Consider the following 21,935-nt stretch of genomic DNA (forward strand, 5'->3'; position numbering starts at 1 on the left):
ACCTCATCCTAATTCGTTTATCGCTTGTGTCAGCGCTGATATATCTTCTGATGAATGATTAGCACTTAAGGTCACTCTTATTCGAGCTGAACCGACTGGAACTGTTGGAGGACGAATTGCTGTTGTCCATAACCCTTGTTCTTTTAATGAATCAGCGAGTATCATCGCATCGGTTGCTTCACCTATGATAATAGGCTTAATTGGTGTTGGTGTTTTTACAGCACCAACAAAATTCATTAATTCTGACTCGAATTGTTGACTTAATTCATTGAGTTTTTCACGTCGCCATTCTTGTTGTTGGATCATCAATAAAGCGTGTGATAAAGCATGTGCTTGAGCTGGAGGCATTGCCGTAGAGTAAACATGATGACGTGCAAATTGCGATAAATAATCACCACACTCTTGGTTGCAAAGCACTGCTGCACCAGAAAGTCCAAATCCTTTACCAAAAGTCACAATTAATATATCTGGTGTTATAGAATAAACATCACAACAGCCTCTACCATTGCTACCTAACACACCACACCCATGGGCATCATCCACCATTAACCAAGCATCATTTGCCTTAGTAAGTTGTGCAATATCGGCTAATGGAGAAAGATCCCCATCCATACTAAATACACCTTCCGTCACCACCAATGTTGGCGTATCTGATGAACGGTTTAGCAAATTATTTAAATGCTCAATATTATTGTGTTTAAAACGTTTCATGACTGCGGGAGATAACATTCCCGCTTCCATTAGCGAAGCATGGTTCAATTTATCTTGTAATACGATGTCACCCTTTTCCAATAATGAAAAGAGTACCGCTTGATTGGCACTAAAACCTGAATTAAACAAAATCGCACAATCAAAACCAAGCCATTCTGCCAACTGAGATTCCAAATTGGCATGCGGCTTTGAGTAACCAGTGACTAATGGAGAGGCGCCACTGCCACTTCCATATAAAGATAAGCCCTCCTGCCACGCTTCCATCAACTCTTTACTACTAGCCAATCCTAAATAATCATTTCCAGAAAAATTCAAATAACTTTTTCCATCAACAACTAATGTGGCCTGGTTTCCTTGCGACACCACTCGACGTGAGCGATTTAGCCCTGCTTGCTTACGTTGATTAAGTGCAGAGCTAATACGTTGATTAAACGCTTGCTTCATAGAACAAGTCATCTTTATTTGGACGAGCTGCAACACGTTCTGCCACTCTATCAAGCAACTCATGCTCTTGAATTTGATCAGGTTTTTGCGCTACTTGCTCACTATTCACACCCAATTTTTTGAAAAGTTGCATGTCTGTGTCTTCATCTGGATTTGGCGTAGTGAGCAACTTACATCCATAAAAGACTGAGTTAGCACCCGCCATAAAGCATAGCGCTTGCATTTGTTCATTCATACTTTCGCGTCCTGCAGAAAGACGTACAGCAGATTCAGGCATCATAATGCGAGCAACAGCGATCAAACGAATGAAATCAAATGGGTCAACGTCTTCAGCGTCTTCTAATGGGGTTCCTTTTACTTTTACCAACATATTCACAGGAACCGATTCTGGATGTTGAGGTAGATTAGCTAATTCAACAAATAGACCAGCACGATCACTTGCACTTTCCCCCATACCAATGATGCCACCTGAACAAATTTTCATCCCAGCATCGCGGACATGAGATAGCGTATCTAAACGATCTTGATAGGTACGAGTGGTAATAATATTGCCGTAAAATTCAGGAGAAGTATCGAGGTTATGGTTATAATAATCCAAGCCAGCTTCTGACAGTTCACCCGCTTGATCGGCAGTGATCATACCTAGCGTCATACACGTCTCAAGGCCCATTTCTTTCACGCCTTTAATCATATCCAATAGATATGGCATATCACGTTCTTTTGGATTCTTCCAAGCCGCCCCCATACAGAAACGAGTAGACCCTGAATTCTTTGCTTTTTTCGCAGCGTCTAAAACACTCTCCACTTCCATTAAACGTTCACGATCAACATCAGTGCGGTAGTGGGCGCTCTGTGGGCAGTACTTACAATCTTCAGGGCAAGCGCCTGTTTTAATTGAAAGTAGTGTGCTCACCTGTACATGGTTAGCTTGTTGATATTTTCTATGTACCAATTGAGCCTCAAAGATCAAATCCATAAACGGCTTGTCCATCAAGGTTTGAACTTCAGCTACGGTCCAGTTATGTCTCACTTCCACGTGTAAATTCCTTTATTATTTTATGGCTCAACAACCATGTAATGACTGTTTTTATACTTGGCTAGTCTACGGTTAAACGTTACACTGTCAACCTAAAGAAAAGAATAAAGTTTACAACTGGTGAATAAATGAGCATTAGCGTCGATTTGGATTTTGACCGTCAACACATCTGGCACCCATATACTTCAACATTAAACCCACTGGCTTGCTATCCAGTAACTCATGCAAAAGGGGTTAATATTTATCTAGAAAATGGGACCGAACTTGTTGATGGCATGTCGTCATGGTGGTCTACCATACATGGATACAGCCACCCTCACCTGAATCAAGCATTAAAAGATCAAACCGACAAAATGGCACACGTGATGTTCGGAGGCATTACTCATCAACCGGCTGTTGAACTTTGTAAGAAACTGGTCGAGCTCAGTCCATCTCGATTAGAGCAAGTATTTTTAGCCGATTCAGGCTCAGTAGCCGTTGAAGTCAGTTTAAAAATGGCACTTCAATATTGGCATGCAAAAGGTCAGCCTCGATCTAAATTCTTAACCGTGCGTCATGGTTATCACGGTGATACCTTCGCAGCCATGTCAGTAACCGACCCTGACAATTCCATGCATGGACTTTATAAAGGCTTTTTACCTGAACATCTGTTTGTTGAATCACCAAGCAGTAAGTTTTGTGGAGTGTGGAATCCTGAGGATATCCTTCCGTTAGAAGCCATGTTGGCAGAGCGACACAATGACATTGCCGCCATGATCCTTGAGCCTATTGTTCAGGGTGCTGGCGGAATGCGTTTATACCACCCTCAATATCTAAAAGAAGTACGCCGCTTGTGTGATAAATATGGCTTACTTCTGATTTTAGATGAGATAGCAACAGGGTTCGGACGAACAGGAAAGTTATTTGCTTGCGAACACGCAGGCATTGAACCCGACATTATGTGTATTGGTAAAGCGCTCACTGGGGGTTACATGACGCTTTCAGCAACACTCACCAGTAAAGTGGTTGCAGACACGGTATGCAGTGGTGATGCAGGATGTTTTATGCATGGTCCTACATTTATGGGCAACCCACTTGCTTGTGCCGTTGCCAATGCCAGCCTAGAGCTAATCCAACAAAATCATTGGCAAACTCAAACCAAACAGATAGAAACCTGCTTTTCTGAATTATTACCCCAACTTAAAAAACATAACGTTGTAGCAGATGTTAGATGGTTAGGCGCTATTGGTGTGGTAGAGCTAACCACGCCCGTTGATATGGAAAAAATTCAAGCACACTTTGTTGAACAAGGGGTTTGGATAAGGCCATTTGGGAAACTCATTTATATGATGCCACCATTCATTTCTCAACCTGAGCACATCACGAAATTGGTTAACTCCATTGATAGTGCCCTAGAAACTCTGTTCTAATAATAAAAAAACCGATGCCTTTACAATAAAGGCATCGGTTTTTTAGACGCTCAAATTCAACGTCGATATTTGTCGTTATTTAACTTTAGGCTCATTAGTAAAATCATCTTCTACTAACTTATAAATAATAAAGATAGCAAGCTCGAGTAATGCAGTAAGAATCAAGCTCATGATCACGTAGCGTTCAGTGAAAACACCAATACCGTGTAAGATTGTTGATTGAATAACAAACGCGCCAACTACGCCTAAAATCAACAGCTGTAAAAATTTAATAAACTTCAGCATTTAAATTCCTTCTTTATCATTATCTTAAATAATTGAAATCAACCTTTATAGAGTACACCAAAACAGTGATGACATAATGATTAATTTCAATAAGATGCTTTATCTTTTCCTTTAGAAGCGACTTTTCTTACTTTTATGACGTATTACTCTGGCTTCCAATCATCATTAATTTTAGACGTTAAGATGTGATCTTCCCATTTACCATTAATATATAAGTACTTTTTCGCTTCACCTTCTTTAGTAAAACCAAGCGCAGCAAGTACTTTTGCACTCTTTTCGTTACGCGGAATATAAGCGGCCATAATTCGATGTAAATTTTGAGCTTTAAACATCCAATTAACAGTAAAATTCACCGCTCGTCGCATGATCCCTTTTCCTTGATACTCTGAATCCAAAGAATAGCCAACATGCCCAGCATGAAAAGGAAAACGAGTAATATTACTGTAACTTACCGTCCCTATTATCTTATGCTCGTTTTTATCAACCACTACAAAGTAAAAAGCCAAGTTATGTTTATGCAATTCAACAAGCTGCAATAAACGTTGCTTCCAGCCTTCAGGCGTAAAAAAAGCGTGGCTTCGTTTAGGCTCCCACGGAGCAAGATGATGGCGATTGCGCATAAAATAGTTAGCAATCGTCACTGCGTCACTGCTTTTTATTAAACGAACTTGGTAATGATCAAACTCAAAACTTACATCCATGTCGTTTCTCTCTATTTTTTACCAATTCCATAATCACGCAATTTATTTGCAATTGCAGTATGTGATACACCTAAACGCTTAGCTAACTTACGACTTGATGGGAACTCATTATATAAACTAGATAAAATACTCGACTCATAAGATTTCATGATTTCATCCAGTGAACCATCAGTATTAATATTAAGACTTCTTGGCGCATTTTTATCAACAATTGGAAGCATAAAATGAGAGGTAGATAGTTGATTTCTATCCATTTGCGTTAATGCTTTTAATGTTGTACTTCTTAGCTGGCGAACATTGCCCGGCCACGTATAACTTGCTAGATAATCGTATACTTCTTCGTCTATGCTTGGCTTAACAATTCCTAGCTCTTTACTTAGTTGCGCTACAAAAAAGTCAAACAAGGTTGCCACATCAGAAATGCGATCACGCAATGGCGGTATCTCTAAAAACAGCACGTTTAGACGATAGTACAAGTCTTCACGGAATAAGCCTTGCTCTACTAATTCAAGTAGCTCTTTTTTACTTGCTCCGATGATACCTACATCAACATGGATCTCTTTTTCTTCACCTACTCGACGGAAATTACCATCTTGAATAAAGCGTAAAAGTTTAATTTGAAGTAGCGGACTCATCTCACTGATTTCATCAAAGAAAACCGTACCACCATCAGCTTGTTCAATGATCCCTTTCTTCCCTTCTGGCATATTAGGGAACGCACCTGGTGCATAACCAAACAGCTCAGTTTCAGCCACATCATCAGGCATCGCTGCACAGTTCACAACCATAAAGGCTTTACCTGACCGAATAGATGCATTGTGACATGCACGAGCCAGCATCTCTTTACCCGTTCCTGTCTCTCCTTGGATCAATAATGATTGATCAATATCAGACAGTTTTTTCGCTTGAGAAATAAGTTGTTTATATTTAGTTGATGAACCAACAAAGTGCTCAAAACCTAAATTTGATGATTCCGGTATAAATGGGCGTGCGTTTTGGGCTTCAATAGCGGGTTTGATAATGACAACCGCACTGGTCAAAATTGAGGTATTACTGTCATCTGTAATGTAAACTGGCATAATTTCCATGATGTAGTTCATGCCATCAATCAGTATAGGTTCACGTTGTCGAATACGAGATTCTTCTAACCATAATTGAACATTAAAGTCTGGTAATAAAACCGTAGCTGATTGGCCAATAAGCGACGTTTTATCCAATTTAAAGAGCGATACTACCGCATCATTAATTGTGTCTATCTTGCCTTTTAAATTGATAGAGAAAACAGGGTCTGGCAAGGTACTTAATACGGCTAATAACTCAGTATTTCGACGTTCACTTGGTAAAAATTGAATTTTTCTGACATCCATCACACCATCAAGTCGACGAATTTTCGCCATTAATTGACTAAACTCATCGAAATCGATTTCTGGAAAGTTAAGATAGATTAAGCCAGATTTATCAATTTCAATGTCACGTAAATCAATATGTTGAGAAGCTAAAATATCTAATAACTCACGAGTAAGACCTAAGCGATCCTTGCATTGCACTTCAAGACGCACAAAAATTCCTCAATAATAAGGGTGTCAAAATATGTTTACACCAGTTTGCGTGAGAGAAAAAAAAGAGTCAAGAAAGAAGTGATCTAAAAACTGTTTTAATTCGTTATACTTTTTAGTACATGGATGGGGGGAAATTATCATGGCTATTAATGTTGGTATCAGTTCTTGTGTTATCGGAGAAAGTGTTCGTTTTGATGGCGGGCACAAGAGCAATAAATTCGCATCAAAAGTATTATCACCATATTTTAATTACATACCAATCTGCCCAGAAGTAGGCAGCGGTATGTCTGTACCACGACCAACCATCAGATTAATGACAAACGATGAACGCATCGCCTTAGTTGATTCTAAGGATTCAAGCATTGATTACACGGATTCCATGCTTGAATTCTCAAATAAAACCGTTGATGCCCTGATGGATGCAGAGCTATGTGGCTACATTGTCTGTGCCAATTCACCAAGTTGTGGCATGGAACGCGTTAAAGTTTACAGTAAGAACAATGCCACTAAAAATGGCGTTGGCTTGTATACCGGAACGCTAATGAAAAAAATGCCGTGGTTACCTGTTGAAGAAGACGGTCGATTAAATGATCCCGTTTTAAAAGAAAACTTCATTACACGTGTTTTTTGCTTACACGATTTATATCAGTCTATGGATGGACAACCTACCGCTGGAAAAATTGTCGCTTTCCATTCTCGTTATAAGTACACATTAATGTCCCACTCTACTGTCGGCTATAAAAACCTTGGTAAATTGGTGGCTCGTGTTGCTGAATACGATATTCACGAATTTTTCAATCTATACCGAACTCAGCTAATGCAGACTATGAGTATTCGAGCTACCCGTAAAAATAACACCAACGTATTAATGCACTTACAAGGTTATTTCAAGAAAGATTTAGATTCACCTCAGAAGCAGGCTTTAGCTGAGCTCATTCAAGAGTATAATCAAGGTTTATTGCCTTTATTATCTCCTATCACTTTGATTAAACACCATTTAAGTATGCACAATAATGATTACTTAAAACAACAATCCTTCTTAAACCCTTACCCACAAGAGCTAAGATTACGCTATGGATTATAAACACAACTTACAATGTGTTTGGTTCCGACACGATTTGCGAACCATTGATAACCCAGCATTACAGGCTGCTGTTGAGAATCAGCAGCCTACTTTTGCTCTATTTATTTATTCTGAATCTCAATGGAAAAAGCACAATAAAGCGCCGATTCAAATCGATTTAATCAAAAGACGGTTAGTGGAATTAAAAAATGAATTAGGGCAACTCAATATTCCATTAATCGTTATTTCTAGTCCTTTATTTTCAGAGATACCAGCAAAGATAACTGAGCTATTTAGCGAACTCAGTGTTAATGCATTATTTGCAAACAAAGAATACGAGCATGATGAACGACTTCGTGATACTCAAGTATACGAATCATTACTCAATACAAACTGCTATTTTTTCGACGCCAAATGCATACTACCCGTTGGTACTATCATTAACCGAACTCAACAGCCTTATAAAGTGTTCACGCCATTTAAAAAAGCGTGGAAAGCCTCGTTTTATCAACAACAGCCACATATTACCAAAACCGGAAAATCCGTTCTGTGTGATCCCAAATTGATTAAAAAGCTATCCCTAAATAATGATGACTCTTTTGCTTTTTCATCTTCAAATGAAAGCGGAAGTTGGCCTGTTTCGACAAAAGCAATTATTGATATATTACGTCAATTTTGCCGTCAAAAAGTAAGCCAATACCATAACAATCGAGATTATCCCGAGATACAAGGCACAAGTCAGTTATCCCCTTATTTGGCAATCGGCGCTATATCAGCAAAGCAATGTGCGTTGCGTTTACACCTAGAAGCGAATTATGAATTAAATCAAGGAGAGGATATTTGGCTTGATGAATTAATATGGCGTGAATTTTATACGCACCTACTTCATTTCTATCCTAATTTATCAAAAAATCAGGCATTTCTTTCTTATGATAAATACATTAAGTGGGATAACAACCTAGACAATTTTGAACGTTGGTGTAAAGGTGAGACGGGCTTCCCGATTGTTGATGCAGCCATGAAACAGTTAAATACCACAGGTTGGATGCATAACCGATTACGCATGATCACCGCCAGTTTTCTAGTTAAAGATTTACACATTGATTGGCGTTGGGGCGAACAATACTTTATGTCAAAGTTAATTGATGGTGATTTTGCATCGAACAATGGTGGTTGGCAATGGTGTGCGTCTGTTGGATGTGACAGTTCTCCTTACTTTCGCATCTTTAACCCAATAACTCAGGGGAAAAAGTTTGATGCAGATTGCACCTTTATTAAGCATTGGCTTCCTGAATTAAAAGCGCTAAGCAACAAGGAAATTCACCATCTCAATCCAGCACCGTTATTGAAATCTGATAACTATCCTGATCAAATTGTTGATCATGCTCAGCAAAGAATCAAAGTTATCGAGGTTTATAAGCAGGCAAAACAACTGGATATTGCAAGTTAACCACGCTTGAGTATGATTAATACATCTATTACTAAGAGATGTATTAATCGATGCCTTTACCTTTTGTTCTCGCAGGTCCTATTGTTCGAAAATCCTCAGAAAGTGAAATTAATTTGTGGATTTCAACATCTCAAAAATTAACAGGGAAAGTACTCATTACTGTTAAAGGGCATCAGCAATGCTTCGATATAACCCCATCGCAAGGAATCCAATTAGGAACCAACGCATGGGTTTATCTTTTACATTGCCAAGCCACATTCCCTGCAAACGAAGCTATCTCTTACGATATTGATACTCAATATGGATTGCTCTCAAAACTATTACCTCATGCTCTGTATGATAATGAATCTTCATTTACACTCATCATCAAAAATACAGCCGACTACGTGTTACATGGCTCGTGCCGCAACCCACACTATGCAAGTAAAGACAGTTTAGTTATTGCTAATCAACAACATCAAGCGCAGCAACCAGAAGAAAGAGCAAGCCTATTGATGATGAGTGGTGACCAAATCTATGCCGATGATGTGGCAGGACCAATGCTTTACGCTATTCAGCAAGTAATACCTAAACTGGGCTTATTTGAAGAAACCTTGCCCCACTCTGAAATACAAAATTGCTCAGAACTCTTTGTGCACCCTCATAATTTGTATCATAGGGATAAAATCCTACCCCATTATGTAGAGAAGAATAATTTCTTATCCCGCTGCAATTTGTATCGCTCTCGTCCAATATTCAGTTCGACTAAGCATGAAAATCATTTAATAAGTATCTCTGAGTTCTTTGTTATGTACTTATTAGTATGGTCTCCAACGCTTTGGGAAACGATTTCTTTACCAGAAAAACACCCTAATTTAGAGGGTAAATGGCAAAAGATGTGGCAACAAGAGAAACAACAAATTGATCTTTTTGTCGATGGACTAACTGATGCGCAGCAATTATTTGCGCACATACCGACTTATATGATTTTTGATGACCATGATGTTACTGATGATTGGAATCTAACCATTGGTTGGGAGAATGCCGTAAATGGCCACCCACTTGCCTCTCAAGTCATTGGTAATGGATTAATTAGCTACTTTCTTTGTCAAGGTTGGGGAAATAACCCAGAGCAGTTTGATGCTGAGTTTTTAGATGCATTTAGAGATCTTTTTTCTCAATATAACAATGAAGAACATCAAAAATTAATTTGGACTCTAACTCGCTTTGAACAATGGCATTACTCAATTCATACTACTCCGAAAGTTGTGGTTCTGGATACTCGTACTCGTCGTTGGCGATCAGAATCAAATACCAATAAGCCTTCTGGATTAATGGATTGGGAGGCTTTACTCGATTTACAACACGAGTTAATCGATCAAGAGTCGATCATTATTGTGTCAGCTGCACCCATTTTTGGGGTTAAGTTTATTGAGGCATTACAAAAAACCATGACATTACTAGGTCAACCTTTGGTTATTGATGCTGAAAACTGGATGGCACATCCAGGCTCTGCAAATACCTTGCTGAGTATTTTAACCCACCCTAAAACACCACAAAACTTTGTTATTCTATCTGGCGATGTGCACTACTCATTTGCCTACGATATTAATGTACGTCACAGCAAATCAAGCCCTGATATTTACCAAATTACGTGCAGTGGGTTCAAAAATGAATTCCCTAATGCTCTCTTACGTTTTTGTGATTTTATGGACCGTATTCTTTATAGTCCGCACTCACCATTAAACTGGTTTACAAAGCGAAAAAATCTATTGGTATCAAAACGAGATCCATCAACATCAAATCAGCATAAGTTGATTAATCAAAGTGCGATTGGAGAATTAAAGTTAGATGATAAAGGCAAGCCAACACAGATATCCATTCTGACTGCAGAAGGAAAATCTATCTCGTTCTTGCCTAAATAAACGCTAGAAAACTAGCTTGGGGAAATTAATCGTTGAGTGTTGCGTCTAAGTCGCACTCAACTTCCATTGAATTATGGAAATACAGACCGGCTTCAATTGCATCTAGCCATTCTAATTCCATCTCTTCACGATATTTTATTTTATCGAGATAATTATTACTCATCTATCATTTCCTTATTTGAGTATATGAGTGTTCTGATTATACAAACCTGCTATGACATTACTGTGACAGAGTTAAAACTACCATTCTGTAAATTTTAAATTCATCACACATACTGAGAATGATTCTTATTTATATTGATAATCATTTCCATTTAACCTAAGCTATAGGTTTGTTATCTAATGAATTCTTATTATGAAATCCACACCACTACTGTCACTTATTTCATTATTGCTTTTGTCAGGATGTAGTCAAAACATTCACCAAAAGACTGACGTTGAACCTTCTGTAGAAAGCTTTTACGATTACCAACTGCATTCTCCTCGTAGTGACGTCATTGCGCTTACCTCTCTACCTGACGAAATACGCAATGCTGATGTTGTTTTGATTGGTGAATGGCACACACATGCGGGTATCCATCGTTTCCAAACGGATTTATTTAAACAATTAGCGCAAGAAAACCCAAACTTGGCGTTATCAATGGAACAATTTACCCGTGATAAACAAGAGATTCTCACTCAGTATCTGTCTGGGGAAATTGGTGAACAAACCTTAATGAAAGAAGCGAACGCTTGGCCAAATTATGAAAGTGATTATCGTCCATTAGTTGAGTTAGCCAAATCTTATCAACGTGATGTTATTGCATCAAACGCGCCAAAACCGATTGTAAAGTGTATTGGCCAGCAAGGTATTGGTTATCTCGACAAACTCAATGACACCGAGCGTACATGGCTTGCCGCTAACATAGATACGGCTGATTCTGCTTATAAAACGAAATTCTTTAATTCAATGCACCATGGAGATGAATCTCAAACCAAAAAACAGTATGCAGCTCAGATAACATGGGATGCAACGATGGCTGAAAGCATTGTTAACTACATCGATCAGCACCCAAATTCACAAGTCATGCATATTGCTGGTAAATTTCATATTGAAAACGGATTAGGTACCGCAGCGCAGGTTCTAAAACTGAACCCAAACCTGAACGTGGTTGTAGTGACACCAACTGAAACGATAAGCCCAGAGAGTAAAGATTATCAATTAAAGGTATTAACACCGCCTAAGCGTTTCGTTAAAAAAGAAAACATGATGAATGCTTATAAAGATCTAAAAAACCGTAATAAAGATCTGGTGTGTAAATAATAATAAAAAAAACCACCTACCTTTGACGGGGGAGTAAAAAGGTAAGTGGTTTTTGTGTTTTTTGAGTGCGCTATTTTCGGATCACAAGTACAACTTCACCGACTTGTATTCCCCATTTATAAATGGCGGTTTGATTGATAACCACTGACTCTGATATTTGATAAATCCAATCATCAAATTCCACTTCATATTGTGAATCATCCACCTCCAATACCATGGCATATTTCCAATGTAGCGCATTACCCGCACTTTCTCCGGTCGCTTGTTCAAGAATGTCATTGGCTTTACCTGTATAGGTTTGGTTACCTAAATCTTGAATAACCCAAGTACGATTTTGTTTTTCACCATCGTTAAATAAAAACTGTTCATCTAACGTTAATGTGTTTTCTTTCCAACTGGCTTGCAAATCAACCGTGAATGTTCTTACTACTTTGCCATCAAATCCTTTGACTATTCCCTCTGCTTTTAAGTCGCCTTGAAAAAATTCTTTCATTGAAAATGATGGGGTAACCTCAGCGTAATCACTGACCTCTTGAGATGAACACCCCATTAAAACGAAACTGAGCAGCACAAAAATAAGCTTTTTCATTACTCGGCTCCTATCAGTTCTAATCGCAGATCGGGATACGTTGTTTTTTCTGACACCCAAATATCCAAGAACAGCTGTGAGAAATCGGAATTTGCGATGCTTCCTATGGGTTTATTATTTAAAAAGAATGCATTTGTTCCGTTTTCATCAATCGTAAAAACCAGTTTATCTTCTGGTTTAACATCAGGAAAAACGTTCTCTAATTGCGCTAACCAACGATTTAACTCTGGATGGTTGATGGCTTGTTTTTGCCATTGCTCTTTTGTCGCTTTTATTAAGTTTTCTTTGGATATATTACGGTAATACTCTATTTCTAATGCTTGTGGGTACTCACCATAAGTAAATTGACCAGATGAAGTAAAAAGTTGTGCCTGATAAACAGAAATAAGATACCAAGTTAATTCCGATTTACCGCTACTTTCTAACCCAGATAATGGCGCAGATTGAACACTACTTGTTATTAACAACCCTGCTAGAATGAGCATGTTGATTCGCTTCGACATGTGAACTCCCCCTTTCCTGTATTCTTTGATTTATTCGTTTCTGAATAATAATAAATACGGGTAAATTGATAGCCCAGATCACCGCAACGGCAAATAAAGTGATATTTAATGAATAAAAAAACTCAACACCGCCAAGTCGTTGTCCAGCGAGATAGTTTAATGGCCCTGCAATAGCACCAAATAAAGAGATAGCGACAATATGAAAACGGCTTAACCATTTTAAGCTATGATTTAAAGCAATAGAGAAGTGAGCCCAAATCATAATTAACCAAATAGGAATAATGACATTATTGGCAAAAGAAAAGATATTAATTAACGATAAGAAGGAATCACTAATCACACCAATAATGCCTACAACCGTGATCATGATTACATCTTGTTTTCGGCTTGGGGATACCCACAAATGGATCAATACAGAAAGTAATAAAAAAGGAATGGCTTGCTGCTTGTAAATGATAGCAGCAAGCCAGGCAAGCTGAAACCACACGGCATTAATCAGAGGGAAATAACGTTGCATGGCAGCCTCCTAAACGATAATTTGCAAACATTAATCTATAAAATCATTTGCAAAAAAACTTCACTAACAATCTATATTAATGGACTTAAATAACACCATGTTGTGGTTTTGCGGCCACAAGGTGAACAGTACTGATTTTTCTTTCAAGAAACCCACCTTCGCAATAACATAAATAGAATTTCCAAAGACGAATAAAGTCATCACCATATCCCATCTCTTTTAACTCACTGGCAGATTTATCAAAACGTTGATACCAGTGATTCAATGTTTTGGCATAATCCAGCCCAATATCATGCAGCGACGTGATCACCATATCCGTGTTCTCAGCCACTTTATTTGCCATGACACTCACTGAAGGTAAACACCCACCAGGGAAAATGTATCGCTGGATAAAATCAACACTCTTACGGTATTTGTCATAACGCTGATCAGAAATGGTAATTGCTTGAATAAGCATCTTTCCTTCCGGCTTTAAATGCTGGCTACAAACATCAAAGAAAGTACTTAAATATTCGTGTCCTACTGCTTCTATCATTTCAATCGACACTAACTTGTCATATTGACCTTCTAAAGTACGGTAGTCTTGTTTTAACAGGGTAATAGAGTCTTCCAAGCCCAGCTGTCTCACTCGCTGCTCGGCATACTCGTATTGAGCGTCCGATATGGTGGTGGTTGTGACTTTCACACCATAATTCTGTGCAGCATAAATGGCTAATGCTCCCCAGCCGGTGCCGATCTCAAGCAATGTTTCACCGGGTTTTAGCTCCAAACGTTCACAAATGGTTTGTAATTTAAATAACTGAGCTTCTTCCAAATTCGCTTCTTGATGAGGATAAATGGCACTTGAATACAGCATTTCTTTATCAAGGAATGTTTTATACATTTCATTACCTAAATCATAATGAGCCAGTATATTTTTCTTTGAGCCATGCTCGGTATTCTTATTACGTTTATGGTTTAACAAGTCGAAAAATTGGATGAATTTACTAAAACTGTTTTCAACTCTGTCTAACACACCCTGTTCACGACCTAACACTTGAATCACTTTGGTTAAGTTCGGACTTGTCCACCATCCAGCGACATAGGCTTCACTAGCTCCAATACCACCACCGAATAAAATTTTTCGATACGCTTGCGTATTATGAATCTCAACAACGGCTTCTAACGTTGCATCTGGATTTCCTAGCGTGACTTGGCTAACTTGATCGTAAATGGTTAAAGACGATTGGGACATTTTTCCCAGATAATCTATTAACACCTTTCTAGCTAACCCATCAATCCAACTCATCGGTTCTACTTGTTGATTTTCTATCGAAGCAGAATTCATTTGATTATTAGACATGGTTCCCCCTATTTTTCTGGATGAGGCACAAACGGTATTCGTTTTAAGCATAATTTCAGTGCCTGCCAGTAAATTCCATATACTATTTTTACGGTCATCATCGGAATTGAGATCACTTGTTGTTTAATATTTTTTGAATTAAATGCCTTTCTTGTCATAGAAATGGTCGCATCGAAGATTTTTTCTTGGTTTTTGTCCAGGCCGCGATTTTCTAAATGCAATGAGAGGTGTTTATTCGGTGCTTTAACAAACCAATGATATTTCATATCTAAGTTTAAAAAAGGTGAAACATGAAAGGCTTTATCAATGATTTTTTCTGAGTCCATTTCTATTAAATAATAATGGGTTTGATTCCATGGTGTATTACTCACTTCCGCTAACAAATAAGTCAATTGGTCATTTTTGTCGTAACAGTAATACAAATTAATTGGACTAAAATAGACGCCAAAACAGCGCACTTGACCAACAAATAACACTCGTGTTTGAAGTGATAAACCACCAAGTTCTTCCACTTTATCCCACACCGCTTGTTTTAATGGTTGATCAGTTTTGCCGAGATAATCTGAACGGCGAAACGACAACGGTGAAAAACGATTTTTCCTAAACCAGCCAACGGATTCTGTTTGCTCTAACTCATCAAGATCTAAAGCAATAAAAAACATTTCATAACTAAAACTGTGCTCACGTGTTTGAAAACGGCGATGTCTAACATCACCGTGATAAATGCATGAGTGAATCAAATCTGCTTGATGCGCACTCATAAACTTATCCCAAAGCGTTGGCACACATCTAACGCACTTCTTACTCCATCTTCATGGAATCCGTTGTACCAATAAGCGCCAGCAAAGTGCGTATGATTATGTCCGCACACTTCTTCTCTGCGTTGCTGAGCTTCTAATGTATCTAAATTAAATACTGGATGATCGTATTTATACATTCCCAGTATTTTATCTTTATGAATAAGCGGTGAATTGTTCAACGTTACGCAAAAGGTGGTTTCTTTGGTTTCTAGGCCTTGAAGAATATTCATATTATAGGTCACGCTAGAAGGACGGTTTTTGTCGGTCACATCCAAGTGATAATTCCATGCTGCCCATGCTCGCTTTTGCATAGGTAACAAACTCTCATCCGTATGCAGCACCACTTCATTCTCTTGATAAGTCAGTTTAGACAGAACTTCTTTTTCTTGCTCTGAAATATCAGTTAGCATCGCGAGTGATTGGTCACTATGACAAGCCAAAATCACCTCATCAAATTCATGCTCGTGCTGATTATCAATGGTTAATGTCACTCCATTATCATGACGAACAACACCAGTAACGGGACTGTTAAGATGGATATTATCTTTAAATGACTCAATCAAAGGGGCGATATAAGAATGCGATCCGTTAGGAATAACATACCATTGTGGACGATTTGCTATATCCAATAAGCCATGATTATGGAAAAAACGAACAAAGAAATGCAGTGGAAAGCTTTTCATATCTTGCAGGCTAGATGACCAAATTGCGGCTCCCATCGGTAAGATATAATGCTCAGCAAAATAGGTACTGTAACCATCTTCGTGCAACATATCACCCAAGGTACAATCAGCATCAATATGCTCTTTGTGCCATAAGGCTTTACATTGCTTATTAAAACGTAGAATTTCGCTAATTAAAGAGAGAAATTTAGTATTAAAAATATTTGAGCGTTGAGCAAATAACGTGTTTAAATTATGTCCATTATATTCCAAACCCGAAATCACGTTTTTTACACTAAAACTCATTTCTGTTTCTTGCCCAGATAAACCAAGTTGAGTTAACAGCTCAATAAAATTAGGATAAGTTCTATTATTAAAAACAATAAAGCCGGTATCAATATCCCACTCTTTTCCTTCCGCTTTTACTGTTTTTGTTGCAGTATGCCCACCAATGTAGTCATTGGCTTCAAATACAGTAACTTGATGCTCTCGACTTAATAAATGTGCGCAAACTAAGCCCGAAATACCTGTTCCAACTACGGCAATTTTTTTCATTTTCGTTTCATCCTTAAAGCCATCCATTGCCAGATACACGAAGGAAGCGCTCCCATTAAGATGAGAAAACGAGTAAAAGGAAATGGAAAATGAATGTGTTGTTTATTGTTATTAATTCCATAAATAATGTGATCGGCGGCTTTCTCCGGCTCTATCAACATTGGCATGGGGAAATCATTTTTATCGGTTAATGGTGTTTTTACAAAACCAGGCGCGATAACGCTGATGGTTAACCTATCTTTTGGTATATCAAGTTGCAGTGATTGTGCTAAATAATGAATAGCGGCCTTACTTGCTCCATAAGCTTCAGCCCGTTGAAAAGGGACAAAAGCAGCACTTGATCCCATTAATGCAAGATGGCCTCTTTGCTTCATTTTGGGAAGTAACGCTTGCAAGCAATAACCTATAGATATCACATTGGTATTAATGACTCGCTCAAATAACTCAGCGTCAAATTGCATGGCATCATCAATATATTCACAAGTACCCGCATTAAGAATCGCAATATCTAAAGACTCAACCTCGGTAAGTACATCAATAATTGCATCATGATGATTCATATCAAATACAATCTTAACTAACTGATCACTCTTCTCTGCATCAATAAGAAATGATGATTTAAAGTACGTTTGGAAATTGCGACCGCACGCATACACTTTGTCACCTGCTTGTAGGTACTTTTCAACTAAAGAAAGTCCAATTCCGGAAGTGGCACCTGTAATTAATACATTTCTCATGCTTGTACCCTCTTTTTAATGAACTTAACCATAGGGCCAATAAGAGGTAAATGCTCGTAAACCATTTGCCCCATATCAAGAAAGTCTCTGTGGTAAAAGACTTTATCATTGAATTTAATATGAGAGACACCTTCAACACTGATGCTTTTACCTTTGCCTATTTTGGGATGCTTATAATTCATCGTCCAAAAAAGCGTAGCTTCACCTTGTGTTAAATTAATATCTTCAATTACATGATGAATCGTAAATTTGCATTCAATAAGATTAGTGTACAGATGAGTGAAATAGTCGGTGAGTTCATCAATTCCATTAATTTCGTGGACAGCATCAATGAACTGAACATCATAAGAATAGATTTCTGAGAGATGATGCAGTGTATGTTTATTTAGCCCGCCGTATAAGGCGATAAATTTTTGAATAAAGCCAGAATGATCCATATCTGTACTTCCTTTTATCTTAGTCATACACCTATATACGCTTAGTGAAATATAAAAGATCACATCCTGTGATCTTTTATATTCATTATTTAAGTATGGTTGTTAATACAATAAATTTCCAATTGGATTGAATAACTTACTTAGCCCTTGTTTAAAGTATAGTGGTGCATTTTGAACCGTGTAACACAAACAACCTTCTGACGTTTTAGGACTGTGACTATTTGATGCGTCTAGCCAAATAAAATCCCCTTTCTGGTAATGACCAGATTCATCTTCAAAGCTGCCATCGAGTAATAGAGTTAGCTCAAATCCTTTGTGGGTATGATGGGGAATTTCACCACCGGGCTTGATATGAAGTAGGTTAGAACGCGTGTCTTGTTCTTCATTTAAACGAGTTCGACTCACTGCACCTAAATGGTTCCATTTTAAGTTATCGTATCGATGCAAAATATAAGGGACCTGATACTCTTTATCATCAATAAATAATGTGTATACAGGTTCTGGAGCTAAATGAGTGGGCTCTATTTCTAATGCCATGATATTAGCCAGCATGGAATCGAAACCATCATTATCATTTGCTTCGTTATTCGCTTCGTTTTGTTCTTTACTGGCTGTTGAATCCCAAGTTTTGCTCGCAAGACGATTTGTAATAGCATCAACCTTGTTTTGGCACTGTGGACACAATTCACAATGTAACGAAATGGCCACTGCTAATGACTCAGGTAAATCACCATTTGCATGAGAACTCAAAAGCTCATCTTTGGGGTGGTAAGTGATCTTATTCATGCTCATACTCCTGACGCAATTTAGTTAACGCTAAACGTAATCGAGATTTTATCGTTCCTATTGGCTCAGCAAGTTGTTCTGATAACTCTTGTTGAGTTAATCCTTGCACGTACAAACCTTCAATAACAATCCGTTGAGGTAATGGTAGTTGTAGAAGTGCCTTTTCAAGATTTTTGTTTTCAAGAAAATCGACCGAATTGGTTTCAATTTGCTTGTCGTATAGCGGCCACAAATCCTCACTAATTGTATCTTCTTTATTCGTTTGAATTTTTCTTAACATATCGAAACTATGATTACGCATGACAGTAAAAATCCAACCAGAGGCATTGCCTTTGCTTCGGTTGAATAATGTGGCTTTTCGCCAAACTAGCGTCATAGTTTCTTGAACTAAATCCATGGCTAAACTTTGATCGTTAAATCGCTTTAAACCATACATTTTAATCTTAGGAGCAAACCACTTAAAAAGTTCAGCGAATGCAACTTTATCTTGCGTTTCACCGACTTTCCTTAACCAAGAATCTATCTGAACCGAACTGTCTTTGTCACTGTTCGGTCTATCTGCAATGCTCACTCGAGTGACAACCTCTACCTGTTGAATATGCATATTGACTCCCTCTATTTTTTATCTATTACGAGAGAGAGAATAAAAAAGATCACTATAAAATATATAACATCTTATTTTGAGCATAGTTGAATGATCACAAAACCGGAAGAAAACTGAAAAAGTAATAATATAAATAAGTTAGCAAGTTAAATGTACTTACAATTAATCAGTTGAATTACTGGCAGATTAAATAATAATGAATTTTTTTAATCGTGATTTTCTATGAAAAAATTCATTCTGCTTCTTCTAATTTCATTTTCTGCGTCTGTTTCCAGTTATGAATATGGAGATCCTATAAAAGGAAAAATAAAAGCGCCTAGTTGCATTTTCTGCCATGGTGAAACAGGTAAAGCAAACAATAGTGCATACCCAAATTTGGATATGCAAAATGAAATGTATTTATATTTATCGATGAAATCCTATCAAAATGACGAAAGAAAAGGCCCTCTTGCACAAATGATGAAGGCCCAATTACAACGATTAAATGATCAAGATTTAAGAGACATTGCGGCTTTCTATGCAAAGGCATCTAAAAGCAAAAATAAATAATCGATTTCTTCTATGGTGTTGTAGTGCATAAAACCAATGCGTACAACACCTCCTCGCTCATAGAAACCTAGTTGTTTAATTAAACCAATCGCATAAAAATGACCACTCCACACGCACACATTATGCTCAGCGAATACTTTTGCGATCTCTTCTGGCTTTGTGCCATCAATACGAAGTGCAAACGTTGGAGTACGCTCTGAAAGTTTATTCTTATCACTGATACCATATAAATGTACCCACGGACGTACCGCAATTTTATTTAAAAAATGTTGTGTTAATTCATCTTCATGTGTTTGGTATTGTTCAAAACTCTTTTTCAATCTATCCCTTAAAGAAAGGGACTCGTCTCCCCACTGAGCCAAGTATTCAACAGCACTCGTTAAACCCGCTAAAGCCTCAAAACTTTGAGTTCCCGTTTCAAATCGCCCTGGTCCAACATTTGTCGCAGGCTCAACTTTATAGGGGGATAATGCATACATCCATTTTGGTGAAACATAAGCAATGCCTACATGAGGCCCAAAAAATTTATATGCCGAACACGCTAAAAAGTCACACCCAAGCGCTTGAACATCGATAAGATGATGCGGTGCATAATGAACAGCATCAACATAAACCATTGCGTTGACTTTGTGCGCCGCTTCAACAATCGATTTAACATCAACAATTGACCCTGTTGTGTTAGATGCATAAGTGGTTGCGACTAATTTAGTCTTTGCTGTTAATAGTGAATAAAAGTGTTCCATATCCAAAGTACAGTCATCTTCTTTGATTCTTACTTGGTGAACAATCACTCCTTTATCTTCTGCAGCTTGCTGCCAACTTGATACGTTTGAATAGTGATCAAGTGCCGTAACAATAATCTCATCTCCTCTTTTCCAGTCTCGGCTAATAGAACGGCTCAGCTGAAAAGTAAGTGAGGTCATATTAGGGCCAAAGATGATGTTTTCTTCGCTCTTCGCATTGAGCAATGCCGCGCAAGAAAGTCGAGCTTGATTTAATACATCATTCGTATTTTTACTGGAAAAAAAATGCCCGCCCAAATTTGAATTGGAAAAACCAAGATAGCGAGACATGGAATCAATCACCTTTTGAGGCACTTGTGATCCACCCGGCCCATCAAAAAAAACAACGGGTTTATTGCTAACTTCTTGCGTTAAAGAAAGAAACTGCGTTCTAACGTTATTAGGAGTGAAATTCATCAACATTATCCTTAGCAGTTAAAACAAAAACATCCATATGACCTTCTTTTTGCTGATCAATTAAGCGGATTGGTTTTCCGTTGTGCCAAAGTTTTCTATCGTCAACAAGAGCAACATCACCATCGGCTAAGATCTTTTTAAAGAATGGGGTTTCATCAGAATTTTCATAAACCAATAACTCTCCACCATCTATATTAGAGCGATCGATACCAATAATGGCAATGTGGTCGAAACCATCTTGGTGCACACCTTCTGGCGCTATTTCAGTTTCATCATATATCGCAGCAATGCGCATTTGATGAATTTCAATTTCTTGTCCATTTGGAAGATCATTTAAATCCATAAAGATCTGGCACATTTCTAACATACCGTCACTATGTAGAATACATGACTCTATGGCTTCAAACTCACGAAGAACATCACCTTGAAAATGATTTAGATCTTCGCTTTGAACAAAATTATGCTTATTAGTTTCGATGATTTTTTCATTAACAATGCGGATAACTGAATACCGTCGTAAACGATAATTACCATCTGCATGAGTTGTTTTTGGAAGGCCAGAAAAGGAAGGTGCAAGTTGATGAACAGCATCATGACTTAAATGAGTAAGCTGTAATGACATTTCGTGTGAGTGATACATAATGCCTCCTGCATAATATATTTAACAATTAAGTTACACTTTATTATTTACGCAGAAATCCTGATAAATCAAACTAAACAGTTATTTCATTCACTCAAATATGCAAACTCAAGATATAAGTTCAACTTTGTTGATTTATTTAGTCATTAA

The 21,935-nt window shown here is 37.8% G+C and carries 24 protein-coding genes; 6 read left to right on the forward strand and 18 right to left on the reverse strand.

The annotated features are described in order from the left end of the window. Positions 1-3: 3 nt before the first annotated feature. Together bioF and bioB are read right to left on the reverse strand one after the other, a co-directional pair. Positions 4-1,155: an 8-amino-7-oxononanoate synthase gene (gene bioF, locus GNP81_RS13710; protein ID WP_155673804.1), complete on the reverse strand. Its 1,152-nt coding sequence runs from the start codon at positions 1,153-1,155 to the stop codon at positions 4-6. Then, entirely contained in the window at positions 1,139-2,191 is a 1,053-nt protein-coding gene (gene bioB, locus GNP81_RS13715) for a biotin synthase BioB (protein WP_011263575.1), read from the reverse strand. Before bioB ends, bioF begins: the two co-directional genes overlap by 17 nt. 128 nt (positions 2,192-2,319) lie before the next feature. On the opposite strand from bioB, the gene bioA reads away from it, so the two are divergent. Beyond that, entirely contained in the window at positions 2,320-3,600 is a 1,281-nt protein-coding gene (bioA, locus tag GNP81_RS13720) for an adenosylmethionine--8-amino-7-oxononanoate transaminase (protein ID WP_155673805.1), read from the forward strand. Between the two features lie 75 nt (positions 3,601-3,675). Here bioA and GNP81_RS13725 read toward each other — a convergent pair whose 3' ends face one another. From GNP81_RS13725 to tyrR, 3 genes are all read right to left on the reverse strand, one after another. Then, positions 3,676-3,885 carry a hypothetical protein gene (locus GNP81_RS13725; protein WP_012535180.1) on the reverse strand — a complete coding sequence of 70 codons (210 nt, stop codon included), beginning with the start codon at positions 3,883-3,885 and terminating at the stop codon, positions 3,676-3,678. 143 nt (positions 3,886-4,028) lie between these two features. Further along, the gene (gene rimJ / locus GNP81_RS13730; protein ID WP_155673806.1) at positions 4,029-4,586 is read right to left on the reverse strand and encodes a ribosomal protein S5-alanine N-acetyltransferase; all 558 of its coding nucleotides are present in this window, start codon (positions 4,584-4,586) and stop codon (positions 4,029-4,031) included. A gap of 11 nt (positions 4,587-4,597) precedes the next feature. Further along, a complete protein-coding gene (gene tyrR, locus GNP81_RS13735) occupies positions 4,598-6,145 on the reverse strand; it encodes a transcriptional regulator TyrR (protein ID WP_336495487.1) in 1,548 nt (515 codons plus the stop codon). Positions 6,146-6,284: 139 nt separating this feature from the next. Here tyrR and GNP81_RS13740 point away from each other — a divergent pair, with 139 nt between their 5' ends. From GNP81_RS13740 to GNP81_RS13750, 3 genes are read left to right on the forward strand one after another with little or no spacing between them, the layout of a single operon-like run. Beyond that, complete coding sequence (locus tag GNP81_RS13740) at positions 6,285-7,229, forward strand: YbgA family protein (protein ID WP_155673807.1); 945 nt, start codon at positions 6,285-6,287, stop codon at positions 7,227-7,229. Further along, positions 7,219-8,658: a deoxyribodipyrimidine photo-lyase gene (phrB, locus tag GNP81_RS13745; protein WP_155673808.1), complete on the forward strand. Its 1,440-nt coding sequence runs from the start codon at positions 7,219-7,221 to the stop codon at positions 8,656-8,658. The genes GNP81_RS13740 and phrB overlap by 11 nt, the downstream gene beginning before the upstream one ends. Before the next feature lie 50 nt (positions 8,659-8,708). Then, positions 8,709-10,562 (forward strand): metallophosphoesterase family protein, encoded by a 1,854-nt coding sequence (locus GNP81_RS13750; protein WP_155657572.1) that lies wholly within the window; start codon positions 8,709-8,711, stop codon positions 10,560-10,562. A gap of 25 nt (positions 10,563-10,587) precedes the next feature. Here the strand turns inward: GNP81_RS13750 and GNP81_RS13755 are convergent, their stop codons facing one another. Then, positions 10,588-10,725: a hypothetical protein gene (locus GNP81_RS13755; RefSeq protein ID WP_011263582.1), complete on the reverse strand. Its 138-nt coding sequence runs from the start codon at positions 10,723-10,725 to the stop codon at positions 10,588-10,590. 192 nt (positions 10,726-10,917) lie between these two features. Between GNP81_RS13755 and GNP81_RS13760 the strand changes: the two genes are divergently transcribed. Continuing rightward, positions 10,918-11,865, forward strand: coding sequence for a ChaN family lipoprotein (locus GNP81_RS13760; protein ID WP_155673809.1), 948 nt, complete (start codon positions 10,918-10,920; stop codon positions 11,863-11,865). A gap of 70 nt (positions 11,866-11,935) precedes the next feature. Here the strand turns inward: GNP81_RS13760 and GNP81_RS13765 are convergent, their stop codons facing one another. The 10 genes from GNP81_RS13765 to GNP81_RS13810 form a co-directional block, all read right to left on the reverse strand. Continuing rightward, the gene (locus GNP81_RS13765; RefSeq protein ID WP_155673810.1) at positions 11,936-12,454 is read right to left on the reverse strand and encodes a DUF3833 domain-containing protein; all 519 of its coding nucleotides are present in this window, start codon (positions 12,452-12,454) and stop codon (positions 11,936-11,938) included. Further along, a complete protein-coding gene (locus tag GNP81_RS13770) occupies positions 12,454-12,957 on the reverse strand; it encodes a chalcone isomerase family protein (protein WP_155673811.1) in 504 nt (167 codons plus the stop codon). Before GNP81_RS13770 ends, GNP81_RS13765 begins: the two co-directional genes overlap by 1 nt. Next, entirely contained in the window at positions 12,905-13,474 is a 570-nt protein-coding gene (locus tag GNP81_RS13775; protein ID WP_155672449.1) for a DUF2878 domain-containing protein, read from the reverse strand. The genes GNP81_RS13770 and GNP81_RS13775 overlap by 53 nt, the downstream gene beginning before the upstream one ends. A gap of 85 nt (positions 13,475-13,559) precedes the next feature. Continuing rightward, entirely contained in the window at positions 13,560-14,801 is a 1,242-nt protein-coding gene (locus tag GNP81_RS13780; RefSeq protein ID WP_419465708.1) for a class I SAM-dependent methyltransferase, read from the reverse strand. Between the two features lie 23 nt (positions 14,802-14,824). After that, a complete protein-coding gene (locus GNP81_RS13785) occupies positions 14,825-15,577 on the reverse strand; it encodes a DUF1365 domain-containing protein (protein ID WP_155673813.1) in 753 nt (250 codons plus the stop codon). After that, positions 15,574-16,833, reverse strand: a complete 1,260-nt coding sequence (locus GNP81_RS13790; protein ID WP_047863325.1) for an NAD(P)/FAD-dependent oxidoreductase — start codon at positions 16,831-16,833, stop codon at positions 15,574-15,576. Before GNP81_RS13790 ends, GNP81_RS13785 begins: the two co-directional genes overlap by 4 nt. Next, positions 16,830-17,570, reverse strand: a complete 741-nt coding sequence (locus GNP81_RS13795) for an SDR family NAD(P)-dependent oxidoreductase (protein ID WP_146860761.1) — start codon at positions 17,568-17,570, stop codon at positions 16,830-16,832. The genes GNP81_RS13790 and GNP81_RS13795 overlap by 4 nt, the downstream gene beginning before the upstream one ends. Next, a complete protein-coding gene (locus tag GNP81_RS13800) occupies positions 17,567-18,007 on the reverse strand; it encodes a nuclear transport factor 2 family protein (protein WP_047863326.1) in 441 nt (146 codons plus the stop codon). The genes GNP81_RS13795 and GNP81_RS13800 overlap by 4 nt, the downstream gene beginning before the upstream one ends. A gap of 102 nt (positions 18,008-18,109) precedes the next feature. Beyond that, a complete protein-coding gene (locus tag GNP81_RS13805; RefSeq protein WP_155673814.1) occupies positions 18,110-18,793 on the reverse strand; it encodes a ChrR family anti-sigma-E factor in 684 nt (227 codons plus the stop codon). Next, positions 18,786-19,397 carry a sigma-70 family RNA polymerase sigma factor gene (locus GNP81_RS13810; RefSeq protein ID WP_155652008.1) on the reverse strand — a complete coding sequence of 204 codons (612 nt, stop codon included), beginning with the start codon at positions 19,395-19,397 and terminating at the stop codon, positions 18,786-18,788. The genes GNP81_RS13805 and GNP81_RS13810 overlap by 8 nt, the downstream gene beginning before the upstream one ends. A gap of 222 nt (positions 19,398-19,619) precedes the next feature. On the opposite strand from GNP81_RS13810, the gene GNP81_RS13815 reads away from it, so the two are divergent. Then, positions 19,620-19,946, forward strand: a complete 327-nt coding sequence (locus GNP81_RS13815) for a c-type cytochrome (RefSeq protein ID WP_155672455.1) — start codon at positions 19,620-19,622, stop codon at positions 19,944-19,946. Here the strand turns inward: GNP81_RS13815 and GNP81_RS13820 are convergent. Next, complete coding sequence (locus GNP81_RS13820) at positions 19,913-21,145, reverse strand: cysteine desulfurase-like protein (RefSeq protein ID WP_155673815.1); 1,233 nt, start codon at positions 21,143-21,145, stop codon at positions 19,913-19,915. The two genes, GNP81_RS13815 and GNP81_RS13820, sit on opposite strands and share 34 nt — an antisense overlap. After that, a complete protein-coding gene (locus GNP81_RS13825) occupies positions 21,129-21,785 on the reverse strand; it encodes a 2OG-Fe dioxygenase family protein (RefSeq protein ID WP_155673816.1) in 657 nt (218 codons plus the stop codon). Before GNP81_RS13825 ends, GNP81_RS13820 begins: the two co-directional genes overlap by 17 nt. Between the last annotated feature and the right edge of the window lie 150 nt (positions 21,786-21,935).

It is taken from the genome of Aliivibrio fischeri, from assembly GCF_009727955.1.
Taxonomy (GTDB): Bacteria; Pseudomonadota; Gammaproteobacteria; order Enterobacterales; family Vibrionaceae; genus Aliivibrio; species Aliivibrio fischeri_A.